Genomic DNA, 16,446 nt, shown 5'->3' on the forward strand with positions numbered 1-16,446 from the left:
GCCCGAACTGCGGCAACAAGGGCACCTTCACCGAGCCGAAGATGTTCAACGGCCTGATGAAGACCTACCTCGGGCCGACCGAGAGCGCCGACGGCCTGCACTACCTGCGCCCGGAGACCGCGCAGGGCATCTTCGTCAACTTCGCCAACGTGATGACCTCGGCCCGCAAGAAGCCGCCGTTCGGCATCGCCCAGACCGGAAAGTCGTTCCGCAACGAGATCACGCCCGGCAACTTCATCTTCCGCACCCGCGAGTTCGAGCAGATGGAGATGGAGTTCTTCGTCGAGCCCGGCACGGACGAGGAGTGGCACCAGTACTGGATCGACGAGCGCGCGCGCTGGTACACGGACCTGGGGCTGTCCAAGGAGAACCTGCGGCACTACGAGCACCCGAAGGAGAAGCTGTCGCACTACTCGAAGCGGACGGTGGACATCGAGTACCGCTTCCGGTTCGGCGGCCAGGAGTGGGGTGAGCTGGAGGGCATCGCGAACCGCGGCGACTTCGACCTCACCACCCACTCCAACCACTCCGGTGTGGACCTGTCCTACTTCGACCAGGCCACGAACTCGCGCTACCGGCCGTTCGTGATCGAGCCCGCGGCGGGCGTCGGCCGTCCGATGATGGCGTTCCTGCTGGAGGCCTACCACGAGGACGAGGCCCCCAACGCCAAGGGCGGTGTGGACCGCAGGGTCGTGCTGAAGCTCGACCGGAGGCTCGCGCCGGTGAAGGCGGCGGTGCTCCCGCTGTCGCGCAACGCGGACCTCTCGCCGAAGGCGCGCGACCTCGCGTCGGCGTTGCGGCGCAACTGGAACGTGGACTTCGACGACGCGGGCGCGATCGGCCGCCGCTACCGGCGGCAGGACGAGATCGGCACGCCGTTCTGCGTGACCGTCGACTTCGACACCCTGACCGACCACGCCGTCACGGTGCGGGAGCGGGACACGATGTCGCAGGAGCGCGTCGCCATAGACCAGCTGGAGGGCTACCTGGCCGCGCGGCTCGTCGGCTGCTGACGGACGGGGGCGGTGCGGAGAGCACCGCCCCCACCGGTCAGTTGTCCCGGAACGAGTGGATGCGCGCGCCGAGCAGGTTCAGCCGCTCGGCGAGCTGCTCGTAGCCCCGGTTGATCACGTAGACGTTGCGCAGCACCGAGTTCCCCTTGGCGGCCAGCATCGCCAGCAGCACCACGACGGCGGGCCGCAGCGCGGGCGGGCAGATCACCTCGGCCCCCGACCAGTGCGTCGGCCCCTCCACGTACACGCGGTGCGGGTCCATCAGCGTCACCTTCGCGCCCAGCTTCGTCAGCTCGGTGAAGTACAGCGCCCGGTTCTCGTAGACCCAGTCGTGGATCAGCGTCGACCCCTGCGCGACGGCCGCGATGAGCGCGAAGAACGGCAGGTTGTCGATGTTCAGGCCGGGGAACGGCATCGGGTGGATCTTGTCGACCGGCGCGTGCAGGACGGACGGCCGCACCACCAGGTCGACGAGCCGCGTCCGCCCGTTGGCCGCCGGGTACTCCTCGCCCCGGTCGTAGACCAGGCCCATCTCCTCCAGCAGCGCCAGTTCGATCTCCATGAACTCGATCGGCACGCGGCGGACGGTGATCTCCGACGACGTCACGATCGCGGCCGTCACGAGGCTCATGGCCTCGATCGGGTCCTCCGACGGCGAGTAGTCGACGTCGCGCCGCAGCTTCGGCACGCCGTGCACGGTCAGCGTGGTCGTGCCGATGCCGTCGATCCGCACCCCCAGCTCCACCAGGAAGAAGCACAGGTCCTGGACCATGTAGTTGGGGCTGGCGTTGCGGATCACCGTCACGCCGTCGCGGCGCGCGGCGGCCATGAGGGCGTTCTCGGTGACGGTGTCGCCGCGTTCGGTCAGCACGATCGGCCGGTGCGGGCCGCCGGTGTCGCCGACCTCCGCGTGGTAGCTGCCCGCGGTCGCCTTGACCTCCAGGCCGAAGGGGCGCAACGCGGTCATGTGCGGCTCGACCGTGCGGGTGCCCAGCGCGCAGCCGCCCGCGTAGGGCAGTTCGAACGTGGTCTCGTGGTGCATCAGCGGACCGAGGAACATGATGATGCTGCGGGTGCGCCGCGCCGCCTCGACGTCCATGTTGGCCAGGTCGAGGCGGGCGGGCGGGACGACCTCCAGGTCGTTGGCCTCGTTCAGCCAGCGGGTCTTCACGCCGATGCTGGCGAGCACCTCCAGGATCCGGTTGACCTCCTCGATCCTGGCGACCTTGCGCAGGATCGTGCGGCCCTCGTTGAGCAGCGACGCGCACAGCAGCGCCACGCCCGCGTTCTTGCTCGTCTTCACGTTGATCTCGCCGGAGAGCTGGTGGCCGCCCTCGACGCGCAGGTGCACGGGGCCCGTGCGCCCCAGCGACACGATCTCCGAGTCGAGCGCCTCGCTGATCCTGGTGAGCATCTCGACGGTCAGGTTCTGGTTGCCCTGCTCGATCCTGTTGATCGCGCTCTGGCTGGTGCCGAGCGCGTCGGCGAGTTGCGACTGGGTCCAACCGCGGTGCTTGCGCGAGTCGCGGACGAGTCCGCCGATCCGGCGCAGTTGCTCCTGGGGTTCCTGAAGATCACTGGGCATGGGGGCGAAGATATCTCACAGGTGGTGTCGCCGTGACTGGCGGGGGTCTCCCATGGGACTGATTCAGCCTGCGGTATGCGTTGGGTGATATTTCAGACCTCTGCTACCAGTGGTGTTGATGTAACGGATTGGTAACGAGGCGGGCACGGTTGAGGGGCGTCACGTCAACCGTGCGTATGCCCCAGTGAGTCGGCCTCACACGCCGCTTCGGAAGCACCCCGACGACAGAGGTGAGCATCGAATGACCCGGACCGGTGGGCGGCACCAAATCTCCCGCAGAACCAAGATCGCCTCGCTCGGCGCTGCCGTGGCAATCGCGGCTGGGGCCGTGGTCGTGGTGTCGGCCACCAGTGGCGACCAGGCTTCCGCCGACGGCGCCGACATCTCCAACTTCGTCGACATCACGACGGTCCAGCCCAACGTGAAGCCCGTGAAGAAGCAGGGCAACGCGTCGAAGGGCACCTTCACGGTCGACTGCGGCGTGAACGAGAACGAGCACTTCAACGGCGACAACTTCATCGCCGCGCCCGGTGTCGAGAACGGTGCCGAGCACCTCCACGACTACGTCGGCAACCTGTCGACGAACGCGAACTCGACCAACGAGAGCCTCCAGGCGGCGGGCACCACCTGCAAGAACGGTGACAAGTCGACCTACTTCTGGCCCGTCATCCGCATCGACACCGCGGACGAGGAGGAGGAGAACGAGGTCGACGTCGCCGCCCAGCAGGAGCAGGAGCAGCAGGCCGCCGCCGACGCCAACGCCAGGAAGAAGGGCAAGCCGCGCCTGGTCTGCCCCGACGTCGCCAGCAAGCTCGACGAGGTGCCGGACGAGCTCCAGCCCCAGGTGGACCAGGCCCTCGGAGAGGTCGACCAGGTCACCGAGGAGGCCGAGAAGAAGCTCGAGACCGCGCGCCAGGTCGACGCCGAGGTCGTGAACCCGTTGCTGGAGAAGCGGAAGGCCATCCTCGACCGGATGACCATCGCGCTCGGCCGCGACGGCCGCCAGCCGATCGACTTCGGTGCCCTCTCGCGCTGCTCGGTGCAGGCCCCCGGCCAGCCCTCGCCCATCGGTGACGGTTCCGAGAACGGCGACAAGCCGCCGGTGGAGGCCAACCCCGGTGACGAGCCCGACGAGAACAACGAGCTCCCCGGCAACGACGGCGAGATCCAGCGCCCGCTGAGCGCCGAGCTGACCTTCCGCGGCAGCCCGGTCGGCAAGGTCACCGCGATGCCCAAGTTCCTCAAGATCCTCTACGGCGACGCGAAGATCTCCGTCAACGGCACCAAGAACGCCCGCGACTCCTGGACCTGCGAGGGCTTCGAGGACAAGGTCCAGCTCGCCAAGTACCCGATCTGCCCCGAGGGTGCGAAGGTCAAGCGGATCCACGACTTCCCGAGCTGCTGGGACGGCAAGAACACCGACTCCGCGAACCACCGCACGCACATCGTGTTCCCGGACGCGGCGACCGGCAAGTGCCCGCAGGGCTTCAAGGCCGTGCCGCAGCTGCGCACCACCCTCACCTACGACATCCCGAGGGACATCCAGGTGAAGGGCCAGTACAAGGTCGACTCGTTCCCGAACGAGGACCACAACCCGGTCAGCGACCACGACGACTTCGCGAACGTGATGTCGCAGAAGATCATGAACCGCCTGGTCAACTGCATCAACAAGGGCAAGACCTGCAAGGAGTAGCTCCCGCGTAGCAGTACGCGGTAGGAGAAGGCCACCTCGGCGGCGGGGTGGCCTTCCTCCTGTCCCGGAGCGGTTCCCTAGGTGGTGGGCAGCGGGGTGAGGACGGCGCTGACGACGTCGGCGACCCTGCTCCGCGCGGTGTCCGTGGACACTCCCGAGTGGACGGTCAGCACGGCGATGGCGTACCGGCCCTCCACGACGCCCGCGCTGTGCAGGTAGACGTCGTTCGGCAGGTAGTGCATCCAGCCCTGCTTGGCGTACGCGGTGCGGTCGCCGCGCGCCGCGCCGTCGAGCAGCCCGAAGAACTGGTCGAACCCGTCGGCCGCCTCCTGCCGGGCCGCGGCCAGCGCGTCCACGACCAGGTCGCGGTCCGCCGCGCCCAGCCCGCCGCCCAGGACGTGGTGGTAGAGCCGCACCATGTCGTCCGCCGTCACGACGACCTCGCCCCACTGCGACGGGTCGTCCGGCGGGTGCGTGCCGGTCATGCCCGCGCGCTGGGCGACCCGCTCCACCGCGCCCATCCCGTCGAACAGGGTCCACATCGCGTCCATCGCGCCGTCGTCGCTGTAGCTCAGCGCCCGCTCGACCAGGCCGAGGCCGTCGTCGGACAGCTCCAGTTCCCCCGCCGCGCGGCGGGCGAGCACGTCGACGACGAGCAGCAGCTTGCTCAGGGACGCGGAGTAGTACTGCTTCTCGCCACCGCTGCCGAACAGGTCGCCGGTCCGCAGGTCCATGACCGCGACGCCGAGGTCCACCGAGTCGCCCGCCGCCGCCTCCGCGGCCGCCAGTCCGGCGCCGAAGTCGACGCGGGCCGCGGGAGGCTCCGACGAGGCTGGCGGGGGCGTGCTCCCGGCCGCGGGCGGGGCCGCGTAGGCCCTGGCGTCCGCCGCGGCCTCGGGGGCGTCGGCGCCGGGCGGGCCGGTGTCGTGCGCGAGGAACGCGGAGGAGGTGATCGCCATCATCAAGGCGATCACCCCGAGGAGTCCGATCCGTCGCGCACGCTCACCCACAGTCATTAACTGAACGCTCTACAACCGCCTGATGTCGAGCTTTTCCTCCTGTGCGGTTCCTGAAGACTCATCTCGTTGCACTACGTAACCGCCACCGTGGGAGATTTCGGACACCACTTGGACCAGTTCGGTACCCCGGTAGAGCAATCCGGCGCCGTCGTCGGTGCAGTACGTGACCGGCAGCTCGCCGGACGCCACGGCGGCGTGCACGGCGGGGCGGCGGGTCTTCTCGGAGTCGTAGTGCACGCCGTTGCCGTAGGGGAGCAGCGCGAGCCCGTTGGTGACGACCCTCAGCTCCGGCCCGAACGAGTCGGTGGTGCCGCCGACGTGCCAGCAGATGGACCCGGCGGACACACCGCTGAGCACGACCCCCGCCTGCCACGCCTCGCGCAGCACGTCGCCTAGCCCGTGCACCCGCCACACGGCGAGCAGGTTCGCCACCGAGCCGCCGCCCACCCACACCACGTCGTGGGAGAGCACGAAGCTCCGCAGGTCGTCGGTCGGCGGCATGGTGAACAGGTTCAGGTGCGAGACGTCCCAGCCGACGAGCCGCCCGGCCTCGGAGATGCGGGCGTTGCCCGCGCGCTGGTCGCCGTTCGCGGTGCCGACGTGGCAGACGGACGGTCGCCGTCCGTCCACGCCGGACAGCTCGACGGCGAAGTGCAGCAGCTTGCCGAACTCCATGTCGGTGCGGTGGCCGGCGCGGTAACCGCCGGACGTGGCCAGGATGGTGGGTTCAGGTGCGGGCATGGCGGCGATCCTGCCGGCCACGACACCCGTCGCGCCGAGGTCGTGACCCCCGACCCCTCCCCGGACGCCCGCGCGGAGCCGCGGTCGCGGCGCGGCGCGAACAGCCGCGCTCCGCACCGCGGTGGTGCTCTCCGGGCTGCCGTACCCGGTCCGGGTGGACAAGCCCGTCCGGACGCGGTCGGCGGCGAGCCCCGCCCTCACCGCGGTCGGTCCGGCGGTGGTCTCCGGGATCGGCCTCGGCTCGTCCGGGCTGGTGGTTCTCCGTGGCGTGGCGCTGCCCGACGCGCGGATGCCCGGCAGGTGTCCGACCTGGCCGGGACCCCGCACCCGTCCGACGGCGCGGTGCGCGACCACCGGTCGTCCGCCACCGGCGAGACGGGGGGCGCGCACGAGGGCGGAGGCCGTGCGGCTGGCCGGGGAACACGGCAGGCCCTGATTCTGCAACTATGAGGGCGTGTCCCTCACTCCTCTGGCCAGAATCATGCGGTTGGTGCTGCGCACGGTCCTCGGGGGACTGGTGATCAGCGCACTCGTCGTGGGCGGTACCGCCTTCCGGGTCTGGCAGGTGGCCAGGGACGACGACCGCACGCACGCGGACATGGCCGTCGTCCTCGGAGCCGCCCAGTACAACGGCGTCCCCTCCGAGGTGCTGGAGGCCCGCCTGGAGCACGCCCGCAAGCTCTACGAGCAGGGCGTCGTCGAGTACATCGTCACCACCGGCGGTCGCCAGACCGGGGACAACTTCACCGAGGGCCAGGCGGGCAAGCTCTGGCTGGTCGACCACGAGGTGCCCGAGGACCGGATCGTCGAGGTCGGCGAGGGCAACGACACGCTGGGCAGCATCCAGGCGCTCGGCGTCGCCGCCCGTGAACGCGGCCTCGAGACCGCCGTCATCGTCAGCGACCCGTGGCACTCCCTGCGCGCCCGCACGATGGCCGAGGACGAGGGCCTGGACGCCTGGCCGTCGCCCACGCGCAGCGGCCCGAACGTGCAGACCAGGGAGACGCAGGTGTTCTACATCCGCCGCGAGACCGCCGCGCTGCTGTACTACCACCTGATGAGGGCCCCGGCGGGCGCGTTCGACGGCATCACCCTCTGAGCCCGTGGCTACCCTGACCGGATGAGCCAGCGCTACACCGAGCACGACGCCGCCAGGCTGCTGGAGGAGGGGCCGAAGGGCGCGTCGCTGACGGGTGGGTTCGGCGAGCACCGCACCCCGTACGCGAGGGACCGCGCCCGCGTCCTGCACTCGGCCGCGCTGCGCCGCCTCGCGGGCAAGACCCAGGTCGTCGGGCCGGGGGAGGGCTCCGGCGTGCCGCGCACGCGCCTGACGCACTCGCTGGAGGTCGCCCAGATCGGCCGCGGCATCGGCGAGGCGCTGGGCTGCGACCCGGACGTCGTCGACACCGCCGGTCTCGCCCACGACATCGGCCACCCGCCGTTCGGCCACAACGGGGAGCGGGCCCTGCACGCCCTCGCGGGCCCGTGCGGCGGCTTCGAGGGCAACGCCCAGACGCTGCGCATCCTGACCCGGCTGGAACCCAAGACGGCCCGCGGGCTCAACCTCACCCGCGCCTGCCTGGACGCCTCCACCAAGTACCCGTGGCCGCACACGCCGGGCGTGCACAAGTTCGGCGTCTACCCCGACGACCTCGACGTGTTCGAGTGGGTCCGCGACGGCGCCCCGGACCGCCGTCAGCCGATGGAGACCCAGGTCATGGACTGGGCCGACGACGTCGCCTACTCGGTGCACGACGTCGAGGACGGCGTGCTCGCCCACCGCATCAGCATGACCGCGCTGACCGACCCCTCCGAGCGCGCGGCCGTCGCCGAGCTGGCCGCGAAGCACTTCTCCACCGAGCCGGTGTCGCAGCTGGAGGAGGCCGCCCGCGAACTCCTCCGGCTGCCGGTCATCGCCGAGCTGGCGCGCGCCGAGTACGACGGGTCGCTGGGCGCGCAGGTGGCGCTGAAGCGCCTGACCAGCGAACTCGTCGGCCGGTTCGCCTCGGCCGCGGTCACGGCGACCCGCGAGCGGCACGGCGACGGCCCGCTCACCCGCTACACCGCCGACCTGGCCGTGCCCCGGCTCGTCGCCGCGGAGGTCGCGCTGCTCAAGGCGGTGGCCGTCCGGTACGTGATGTCGGACCCCGTGCGGCTCACCATGCAGGTCCGGCAGCGCGAGCTGGTCACCGAGCTGGTCGGCGTCCTGCTCGACCGCGCCCCGGACGCGCTGGACCCCGCCTTCGTGCCCGCGTGGGACGCCGCGTCCGACGACGCCGCCCGCCTGCGCGTGGTGGTCGACCAGGTGGCGCTGCTGACCGACGCGGAAGCCGTGTCGTGGCACGGGAAGCTCGTACCGGGGCGTTGAGGCCCCCGCGGTGGCAGACTCGACCGGGTCCCCTGCCTTGAGGAGTCCCGTGTCCGAGCACCTCGCGTTCGCCCTGGCCCTGCACGACGTCCTCGCCGCCGACCGGACGGCGAACGCCTGCTGGTCGCCCTACTCCGTGGCAGGCGCGCTCGGCCTGGCCTCCCTGGCGGCCAGGGGCGAGACCCGCGACCAGCTCCTCGCGCTGCTGGGGCCGGGCAACGCCGACCTGCTCGCGGGGAGCACGCCGAACGACGAGGCGGTCTTCGCCGTGGCCAACACCCTGTGGGCCGCGGAGGACGTGGAGGTCGAGCCCGGCTTCACCAAGGGCCTGGCGACGTGGCCGGGGGCCAAGTCCAGGCAGGCGCCGTTCGCCACGGACCCCGAGGCCGCCCGCAAGCTGATCAACGCGGACGTGGCCGAGACGACCCACGACCTCATCCCGGAGCTGATCGGCGCGGGTCAGCTCGGCACCGACACGGTCGCCACCCTGGTCAACGCCCTGTACCTGAAGACGGCCTGGCTGGGCACGTTCTCCGACACGGCACCGCTGCCGTTCCACGCCCCCGGCGGCGCCGTCGAGGTGCCCACGATGCGCCGCGAGGCGAAGATGCGGCACGCCGCCGTCGACGGCTGGCAGGCCGTGTCGCTGCCCGCGCACGGCGACGTGGAGGCCGTCGTCCTGCTCCCGGACGGCGACCTCGGCGCGCTGGCCCCCGACCGGTTCGACGCCCTCGTCGCGGCCCTGGAGTTCCGGCAGGTCGAGCTGTTCCTGCCCAGGCTGGCCCTCGGCACGTCCGCGAACCTCAAGTCCGTGCTCACCCGGCTGGGCGTGGAGAAGCTGTTCGAGCCCGACGGCGACCTGACGGGCCTGACCCCCGACCCGCGCGTGCTGGTCGACGAGGTCGTCCACGAGGCCGTGCTGAAGGTCGACGAGGAAGGCCTCGAAGGCGCCGCCGCGACCGCCGTGGTGTTCCGGTCGGTCGCGTTCGAGGGTTACGTCGAGCCGCACACCGTGCGCGTCGACCGCCCGCACCTGTTCCTGGTGCGCCACGCGCGCACCGGGGCCGTCTACTTCCTCGCCCAGGTCGTAGATCCATCCTGACTGGTGATCAAGTCGTCCTTCGATAGTGGGGTTTCGGGCCCCAAAGGGCGAAAAGGCTGATCAGACGGCCTAGCGTCACAGCATGACGAGCACGGACTCCACGGCGTCCAGTCGGGAACTGGGCGAGGAGCTGCGGCGGCTGCGGGGCCTGACGGGCTTGGACGGCGCCCTGCTGGCCGACCGGCTCGGCTGGCACGCGACCACGCTCACGCAGGTGGAACTCGGGCGGGCGCGCATCGGCGAACTGGACCTGCTGCGCCTGCTCGTCCACTGCGGTCTGGAGCGGACGGCGATCGACGGGTTCGTCGTGCGCCACCAGTCGGCGGTCGAGCCCTACCTGTCCCGGCCCGGCTGCGACCGGCTGCCGGAGAACCTGCGCGCCCTCACGCTCGCCGAGGCGGCGGCGGAGGCCATCACCAGCTTCGACCTCGCGACCATCCCCGGCCTGCTCCAGACCGAGGACTACGCGCGGGCGCTGCTCAGCCAGCTCGGGCTCACCGCGCCGGACGAGATCACCCCCGCCGTGCGGGCCAGGATCGGCCGCCAGGCGATGCTGCGGCCGTACTCGGGGCCGTACTGCACGTTCTACATCCACGAGAACGCGCTGCGGATGAAGGTCGGCTGCGACCAGGTGATGGAGGACCAGCTGCTGCGGCTGATCTTCCAGGCCACCAGCCCCCGCTGCGTCATCCGGATCGTGCCCGCCTCCGTCGGCGGCGCGGGCGCGCTCAGCGCCGGGTGCAAGCTCATCGAGTACCGCGACACGGTCCCGCTGGTCTACACCGAGACCGAGATGACCAGGTCGTTCTCCACCGAGCCGCAGGCCATCGCCCGCAGCCAGCTCATCTTCGAGCGCCTGGCCGTCTTCTCGATCCCGCGGCAGGCGTCGCGCACGCTGATGATGGAGTACATGGCCGAGTACGACCGGCCTCGGGAGGGCGACGATGACCCGGAGCTGGCGTAAGAGCAGCCGCAGCGGCGGCATCGCGGACAGCGACTGCGTCGAGGTGTCCTTCGCGGACGACGTCGCCGTCCGCGACTCGAAGAACGCGCCGGGGCCGGTGCTCGTGTTCCCGGCCGCGCGGTGGCGCTCCTTCCTGCGCCGCGTCAGCCGGTAGTCGCGTCCGGCATCCTCAGGTGCAGCCGCATCCCCTGGCCGCGTTCGCCGGGCAGCGCGCACAGCAGCAGCGTTCCGGACTTCCCGTGGCGCACCTGCACCGCGCACGAGTCGCCCGCCAGCAGCGTGCCCGCCAGGAGTCCGGCGGCTTCGGGGTCGAGCTCGAGGGTGAAGCCCTTCGACATGGTCATGGCTGGACCGTAGGGCTTTCCCACCGGTCTCATCAGTCACCCGGTGGTGTCACGTTCGGCGTGGCGGCCTCGTCCGAGGTGGTGGAAGCCACCCCGTCGAGCGAGGAGCGACACGTGCCCAGGATCCCCGCGGTGCAGGAGAAGAACGCGAACTGGCTGGTCAAGGCCGCCTACCGGTACTCGCGCAAGCGGTTCGGGGCGGTGCTGGAGCCGCTGGCGGTCCTCGCGCACCACCGCGGCGTGCTGCTCGTGAACAGCGGTCACGAACTCGGCGTGCAGCGCGTGTCGCGGGCGCTGCCGCCCGCGCTGGGCGAACTGGTCCTCTACCGGACGGCCGTGCGGCTGGGCTGCTCGTGGTGCGTCGACTTCGGCACGATGCTCCAGAAGCACGAGGGCCTCGACACCGACCGGCTCGTCGAGATCCACGACTACCCCACGTCGTCGAAGTACACCGAGCTGGAGAAGCTGGCCCTCGCGTACGCCGACGCGATGACCGACACCCCGGTCGCGGTCACCGACGAGCAGGTGGCCGAGCTGGTGGAGCGGCTGGGGCACAGGGGCGTCGTCGAGCTGACCTACCTGATCGCGGTGGAGAACCAGCGCGGCCGGGCCAACGCCGCGTTCGGCATCACCGACCAGGGCTTCACCTCCGGTGACGCCTGCCGGGTCCCCGACCGTCAGGCCCCGAACGGCACGTGACCGATCTTGTCCGGGTTGGCCACGTCGTAGATCCCGACGACCAGGCCGTCGCGCACCACCAGGGCGTCCACCCGGCGGGGGAGCACCAGCCCGGTGCCCTCTCCGGGGGAGTCCGGGATGGCCAGCCCGAGGTCGCCGTTCACCAGCGCCACGACCCCCACCCGCGCGGGGTCGATCCGGTACTTGGCGACCAGGCCGAGCAGGAAGCGCGCCACCTTGTCCGCGCCCACGATCCGGTTGACCGCCGTGCGGACCTTGCCGCCGCCGTCGCCGACCACCACGGCGTCCGGGTGCAGCACGTCGAGCACGGCCCGCACGTCACCCGTCGCCAGCGCCGCGAGGAACCGCTCCAGCACCACCCGCTGCTCGGACAGCGCGACCCTCGGCGGCGGGTCCGCGTCGGCCAGCGCCCTGCGACCCCGTGACGCGTGCTGCCGAGCCGTCGGCACCGCGCAGCCCAGCGCTTCGGCGATCTCGTCGAACGGCATCGCGAACGCGTCGTGCAGCACGAACGCGACCCGCTGCTCGGGGGTGAGCCGGTCGAGCACCACCAGAGCCGCCAACCGCACGTCGTCGTCGCGCACCACGACGTCCAGCGGGTCGTCACCGGTCGAGGTGAGCGACGTCACCACGGGTTCCGGCAGCCACGACCCGACGTAGGACTCGCGCCGCACGGCCGCCGACCGCAGCCGGTCCAGGCAGATCCGGCCGACCACCGTCGTCAGCCAGCCGCGCAGGTCGCGGATGTCGGCGCGGGCCTGTTCCGACAACCCGGTCAGGCGGAACCACGACTCCTGCACCGCGTCCTCGGCGTCGGCCACGCTGCTGGTCAACCGGTACGCCACGCCGATCAGGTGCGCGCGGTGCTCGGTGAACGTCCTCGCCAGCAACTGGTCGGCAGCGGTCACGAGCACCAGTGTGCCAGCACTAGACTCGACGACGTGGCAGGACGCATCCGTGAAAGCGACATCGCGCTGGTGCGTGACCGCAGCCGAATCGACGAGGTCGTCGGCGACCACGTCTCGCTGCGCAACGCGGGCGGCGGCTCGCTGAAGGGCCTGTGCCCGTTCCACGACGAGAAGTCGCCGTCGTTCAACGTCCGGCCGTCGCACGGCACCTACCACTGCTTCGGCTGTGGCGAGGGCGGCGACGTGATCAAGTTCGTCATGAAGGTCGACCACCTCGGCTTCATCGAGGCGGTCGAGCGCCTGGCGGACCGCGTGGGCGTCACGCTGGTCTACGAGGGCGGCGGCTCCGCCGTCCAGCGCGACCGCGGCACCCGCACCCGGATGATCGAGGCGCACCGCGCCGCCGCCGACTACTACCTCGAACAGCTCCGCTCGCCGGACGCGCTGAAGGCGCGGGAGTTCCTGGCCGAGCGAGGCTTCGACGAGGCCGCCGCGGCGATGTTCGGCTGCGGTTTCGCGCCCAGCGGCTGGGACAAGCTGACCAAGCACCTCCTCGGCCGCGGCTTCGAACTCGACGAACTGCTCAAGGCGCAGCTCGTCAAGGAGGGCCGCCAGGGTCCGATCGACCGGTTCCACCGCAGGCTGCTGTGGCCGATCCGCGACATCAGCGGCGACGTCGTCGGCTTCGGCGCGCGGCGGATCTTCGACGACGACCCGATCCAGGCGAAGTACCTCAACACCAGCGAGAGCCCGATCTACAAGAAGTCCCACGTCCTCTTCGGCCTCGACCTGGCGAAGAAGGAGATCGCGCGGCGGCACCAGGTCGTGGTGGTCGAGGGCTACACCGACGTGATGGCCATGCACCTCGCGGGCGTGCCGACGGCCGTGGCGTCGTGCGGCACCGCGTTCGGCACCGACCACATGAACCTGTTGCGGCGCCTGCTGATCGACGACGACATGAACGGCGAGGTGATCTTCACCTTCGACGGCGACGCGGCGGGCCAGAAGGCCGCCATGAAGGCGTTCGAGGGCGAGCAGCAGTTCTCCGCGCAGACCTACATCGCCGTCGCCCCCGACGGCATGGACCCGTGCGAACTGAGGCAGGACAAGGGCGACGTCGCCGTCCGCGACCTCGTCGCCCGGCGCACCCCGCTGATCGAGTTCGCGGTCCGCACGCAGCTCAAGGAGTACGACCTCGACTCGGTCGACGGCCAGGTCGAGGCGCTGCGCAAGACCGTGCCGCTGGTCGCGCAGATCAAGGACCGCGCCAAGCGCGACGGCTACGCCACCAAGCTCGCCTGGTGGGTCGGCTGGAACGACGAGGCCGCGATCGTCCGCCGCGTCCGGGAGACCGCGGGCGGCGGCCCGGCGCCCGCCAAGCAGCAGCGCCGCTCCGCGCCGCCCGTGGTCGACCCGTACCGGGCGGCGATGCCCGTCGAGACCGCCCGCCGCCCGGACAAGCGCGACCCCAGGCTGTGGCACCAGCGCGAGGCCCTGAAGTCCGCGCTCCAGGTCCCGGAGCTCGCGGGGCCGTACTACGACGCCCTGCCCGACGAGGTCTTCAGCCACCCGGTGTACCTCGCGCTGCACCACGCCATCCGCGACGCGGGCGGCGCCTCCTGCGGCCTCTCCGGGCCCGCGTTCGTCGAGGCCGTCAGCCAGGCGTGCCAGGAGGAGTCCGGCCGGTCCGTGCTCACCGAGCTGGCGGTGGAACCGCTGGAGTGCAAGGCGAACGACGAGTTCCGGCACGTCTCCGCCGTGCTCGCCCGGTTGCAGCAGATCCTCGTGTTCGGCCAGATCTCCGAGATCAAGTCCCGCCTGCACCGCATCTCGCCGGTGCAGGACCCGGACGAGTACCGCGCGCTGTTCGGCGACCTGGTGGCGCTGGAGGAGTACCACAAGGCGCTCGGCCAGCAGGCTGTTGGAGGCCTCTAGATGTTGTTCGACAACCTGTGGCGCAAACTGTTCAAGCAGGGCCTGCCCGCCGACTTCACCGGCGTCCTGGAGGGCGAGGAGGCCGTGCTGGCCCACGCGTCGGTCCGCGGCGGCGGGTACCTGGTCGCCACGTCGCTCGGCCTGTGGCTGCCCGGTCCGCGCCGCGTCGGCTGGCACCTGGTCAGCAAGGCCACGTGGAGCGGCAACACCCTGGCGGTGGTCGAGGCGGAGGAGGACGGTGCCGCGGGCGACGCCGTGCTGCTGCGCGACCTGCCCGCGCAGCGGTTCGTGCTGGAGGAGCCGGGCAAGGTGCCCGAGGTCGTGCACACCAGGGTCACCGCGTCGTTCAAGAGCAAGCACCACATCGGTGCCGCCTGGTACCTCCAGCGCAAGGTCCCCGGCCGCGGTGGTGTCGTGCTCCAGGTCCGCCCCGACCCCGAGGCCGACCTGGCCGCCGTCCGCGACATCGCCGCGGGTGTGGCGGCCAAGATCAAGAATCTCAAGCCCTCCGAGTAGTGCGCGCGTACTGTTGCAGTACGTCCGTACTGCTTGAGGAGGCGCACGTGTGGGACCCCACGAAGTACCTGGCCTTCGCCGACCACCGCTCCAGGCCGTTCCACGAGCTGCTGGCCCGCGTTCCGGCCGCCGAACCCCGCCGCGTGGTCGACCTCGGCTGCGGTCCCGGCACCCTCACGGAGACCCTCCGGGCCCGCTGGCCAAGTGCCGCCCTGGAGGCCTTCGACTCGTCCCCGGAGATGGTCGAGGCGGCCCGCGCCAGGGGGCTGGACGCCCAGGTGGTCGACGCCACGACGTGGACCCCGGCCCCCGACACCGACGTGGTCGTCACCAACGCCGTCCTCCAGTGGATCCCCACCCACCCGGACCTGCTCCGCCGCTGGGCCGGGCAGCTGCCGTCCGGCGCCTGGCTGGCGATGCAGGTGCCCGGCAACTTCGCGGCCCCGTCCCACGCCCTCGTCCGCGAACGGATCGAGTCCTCGTGGCGGGCCGAGCTGGGCGACGTGCTCCGCGATCAGGTGCCGGTACTCGATCCCGCGGGCTACGCGGACGTCCTGAGCGCCTGCGAGGTGGACGCGTGGGAGACGACCTACCTCCAGCGCTTGGAGGGGCCTGACGCCGTTCTGGAGTGGATCACCGGCACCGCGCTGCGGCCCGTCCGCGCTAGGCTCGACGACGAGGCCTGGGCCGCGTTCCGCGCCGAGCTGGCGCCCGAGCTCCGCCGGGCGTACCCACCGCGCCCCGACGGCACCACCTGGTTCCCGTTCCGCCGCGTCTTCGCCGTCGCGGGCGTGCGCTGACGGCTTTCCCGCCGAAGGCGACACCTGATCGCCTCCGGCGGACCCGCGTGGCCCTAGGCCCGCGGGATCACCGACTCGCGCCGGGGTGCCTGCCCGTTCGTGTGCGACCGCTGCCCGAACCCCGTCTTCTCCCCGACCTTGGCCCGAACGATCCCGGCCGCGCCCTGCACGGCGGGGTGGTCGGCGAGCCGCCGGTAGGTCCGGACAATCTGGTCGTACCGCCCACGTCCGGCCCGCGCACCCAGCACGTAGCCGACAGCGGCGCCCAGCAGGATGCCCTTCATCGAGGTCTCCTCTCGTGTCGTGCCTGGTCGCACCCATCTTGTCGCATCGGAGGGGGGTGTGTGCGAGCCCCGATCCGGATGCGCTAGAGTTCTCACCTGTCAGGCCGAAGAGGCCAGGCGGAACAACAGAACATTCCCCCTTAGCTCAATGGCAGAGCATTCGACTGTTAATCGAAGGGTTACTGGTTCGAATCCAGTAGGGGGAGCGATAGCCCCAGGTCACACGGCCTGGGGCTTCTTCGTTCCTTGAGCACATCGGCGAGTACCCCACGGAAACCCCGCGCAAACTTTCCGGCCTCAGCCGGTCGCCCGCGGGCCGAACGCCTCGTCCAGCACGTCCGCCGCGCCGGTGTCGAGGATCTTCCGGGCGAAGTAGTTGTCCTCCGTCATCGACACCTTCGAGTGACCTGCCTGGTCCGCTGCCGCGCTCGCGGGCAGCCCGGCGAGGTTCATCAAGGTCAACACCGTTTTGCGT

17 protein-coding genes and 1 tRNA gene are annotated in these 16,446 nt (G+C 71.1%); 12 read left to right on the forward strand and 6 right to left on the reverse strand.

Translation table 11 applies throughout. From position 1 onward, the window contains the following. Window positions 1-1,013: glycine--tRNA ligase (locus VFZ92_RS30255; RefSeq protein ID WP_330879482.1), on the forward strand; the 1,013-nt coding region annotated here is incomplete at its 5' end. A 37-nt stretch (window positions 1,014-1,050) separates the two neighbouring features. Here the strand turns inward: VFZ92_RS30255 and VFZ92_RS30260 are convergent. Next, window positions 1,051-2,598 carry a UDP-N-acetylglucosamine 1-carboxyvinyltransferase gene (locus VFZ92_RS30260; protein ID WP_330879483.1) on the reverse strand — a complete coding sequence of 516 codons (1,548 nt, stop codon included), beginning with the start codon at window positions 2,596-2,598 and terminating at the stop codon, window positions 1,051-1,053. A gap of 241 nt (window positions 2,599-2,839) precedes the next feature. Here VFZ92_RS30260 and VFZ92_RS30265 point away from each other — a divergent pair, with 241 nt between their 5' ends. After that, window positions 2,840-4,291: a DUF1996 domain-containing protein gene (locus VFZ92_RS30265; protein WP_330879484.1), complete on the forward strand. Its 1,452-nt coding sequence runs from the start codon at window positions 2,840-2,842 to the stop codon at window positions 4,289-4,291. Window positions 4,292-4,368: 77 nt separating this feature from the next. On the opposite strand, the gene VFZ92_RS30270 is transcribed toward VFZ92_RS30265, so the two are convergent. Both VFZ92_RS30270 and VFZ92_RS30275 read right to left on the reverse strand, forming a co-directional pair. Continuing rightward, window positions 4,369-5,265 carry a serine hydrolase gene (locus tag VFZ92_RS30270; RefSeq protein WP_330879485.1) on the reverse strand — a complete coding sequence of 299 codons (897 nt, stop codon included), beginning with the start codon at window positions 5,263-5,265 and terminating at the stop codon, window positions 4,369-4,371. 54 nt (window positions 5,266-5,319) lie between these two features. Continuing rightward, window positions 5,320-6,405, reverse strand: coding sequence for a peptidase E (locus tag VFZ92_RS30275; protein ID WP_330879486.1), 1,086 nt, complete (start codon window positions 6,403-6,405; stop codon window positions 5,320-5,322). A gap of 127 nt (window positions 6,406-6,532) precedes the next feature. Here VFZ92_RS30275 and VFZ92_RS30280 point away from each other — a divergent pair, with 127 nt between their 5' ends. The 5 genes from VFZ92_RS30280 (at window position 6,533) to VFZ92_RS30300 (ending at window position 10,639) form a co-directional block, all read left to right on the forward strand. Further along, window positions 6,533-7,150, forward strand: a complete 618-nt coding sequence (locus VFZ92_RS30280; protein WP_330879498.1) for a YdcF family protein — start codon at window positions 6,533-6,535, stop codon at window positions 7,148-7,150. 21 nt (window positions 7,151-7,171) lie between these two features. Beyond that, window positions 7,172-8,419 (forward strand): deoxyguanosinetriphosphate triphosphohydrolase, encoded by a 1,248-nt coding sequence (locus tag VFZ92_RS30285; RefSeq protein WP_330879487.1) that lies wholly within the window; start codon window positions 7,172-7,174, stop codon window positions 8,417-8,419. A 49-nt stretch (window positions 8,420-8,468) separates the two neighbouring features. Continuing rightward, window positions 8,469-9,521, forward strand: coding sequence for a serpin family protein (locus tag VFZ92_RS30290; RefSeq protein ID WP_330879488.1), 1,053 nt, complete (start codon window positions 8,469-8,471; stop codon window positions 9,519-9,521). Window positions 9,522-9,603: 82 nt separating this feature from the next. Further along, on the forward strand, window positions 9,604-10,485 hold the full coding sequence (locus VFZ92_RS30295) for a helix-turn-helix transcriptional regulator (protein WP_330879489.1): 882 nt from the start codon (window positions 9,604-9,606) through the stop codon (window positions 10,483-10,485). Continuing rightward, a complete protein-coding gene (locus VFZ92_RS30300; protein ID WP_330879490.1) occupies window positions 10,466-10,639 on the forward strand; it encodes a DUF397 domain-containing protein in 174 nt (57 codons plus the stop codon). Before VFZ92_RS30295 ends, VFZ92_RS30300 begins: the two co-directional genes overlap by 20 nt. Here VFZ92_RS30300 and VFZ92_RS30305 read toward each other — a convergent pair. Then, window positions 10,629-10,829, reverse strand: coding sequence for a hypothetical protein (locus tag VFZ92_RS30305; protein WP_330879491.1), 201 nt, complete (start codon window positions 10,827-10,829; stop codon window positions 10,629-10,631). The genes VFZ92_RS30300 and VFZ92_RS30305 overlap by 11 nt on opposite strands. A gap of 114 nt (window positions 10,830-10,943) precedes the next feature. Here VFZ92_RS30305 and VFZ92_RS30310 point away from each other — a divergent pair, with 114 nt between their 5' ends. Next, window positions 10,944-11,528 (forward strand): carboxymuconolactone decarboxylase family protein, encoded by a 585-nt coding sequence (locus VFZ92_RS30310; RefSeq protein WP_330879492.1) that lies wholly within the window; start codon window positions 10,944-10,946, stop codon window positions 11,526-11,528. Here the strand turns inward: VFZ92_RS30310 and sigJ are convergent. Beyond that, the gene (gene sigJ / locus VFZ92_RS30315) at window positions 11,507-12,436 is read right to left on the reverse strand and encodes an RNA polymerase sigma factor SigJ (RefSeq protein ID WP_330879493.1); all 930 of its coding nucleotides are present in this window, start codon (window positions 12,434-12,436) and stop codon (window positions 11,507-11,509) included. The genes VFZ92_RS30310 and sigJ overlap by 22 nt on opposite strands. Window positions 12,437-12,469: 33 nt before the next feature. Between sigJ and dnaG the strand changes: the two genes are divergently transcribed. The 3 genes from dnaG to VFZ92_RS30330 are packed head-to-tail and all read left to right on the forward strand — an operon-like array spanning window position 12,470 to window position 15,687. Next, complete coding sequence (gene dnaG, locus VFZ92_RS30320; RefSeq protein WP_330879494.1) at window positions 12,470-14,371, forward strand: DNA primase; 1,902 nt, start codon at window positions 12,470-12,472, stop codon at window positions 14,369-14,371. Continuing rightward, window positions 14,372-14,887 carry a hypothetical protein gene (locus VFZ92_RS30325; protein ID WP_330879495.1) on the forward strand — a complete coding sequence of 172 codons (516 nt, stop codon included), beginning with the start codon at window positions 14,372-14,374 and terminating at the stop codon, window positions 14,885-14,887. Window positions 14,888-14,934: 47 nt separating this feature from the next. Next, window positions 14,935-15,687: a trans-aconitate 2-methyltransferase gene (locus VFZ92_RS30330; protein ID WP_330879496.1), complete on the forward strand. Its 753-nt coding sequence runs from the start codon at window positions 14,935-14,937 to the stop codon at window positions 15,685-15,687. Between the two features lie 53 nt (window positions 15,688-15,740). Here the strand turns inward: VFZ92_RS30330 and VFZ92_RS30335 are convergent, their stop codons facing one another. Beyond that, window positions 15,741-15,971 (reverse strand): hypothetical protein, encoded by a 231-nt coding sequence (locus VFZ92_RS30335; protein WP_330879497.1) that lies wholly within the window; start codon window positions 15,969-15,971, stop codon window positions 15,741-15,743. Between the two features lie 134 nt (window positions 15,972-16,105). Between VFZ92_RS30335 and VFZ92_RS30340 the strand changes: the two genes are divergently transcribed. Next, a tRNA-Asn gene (locus tag VFZ92_RS30340) sits at window positions 16,106-16,177 on the forward strand. The last annotated feature ends 269 nt before the right edge of the window (window positions 16,178-16,446 follow it).

The organism is Umezawaea sp., from assembly GCF_036375055.1.
Classification (GTDB): Bacteria; Actinomycetota; Actinomycetes; order Mycobacteriales; family Pseudonocardiaceae; genus Umezawaea.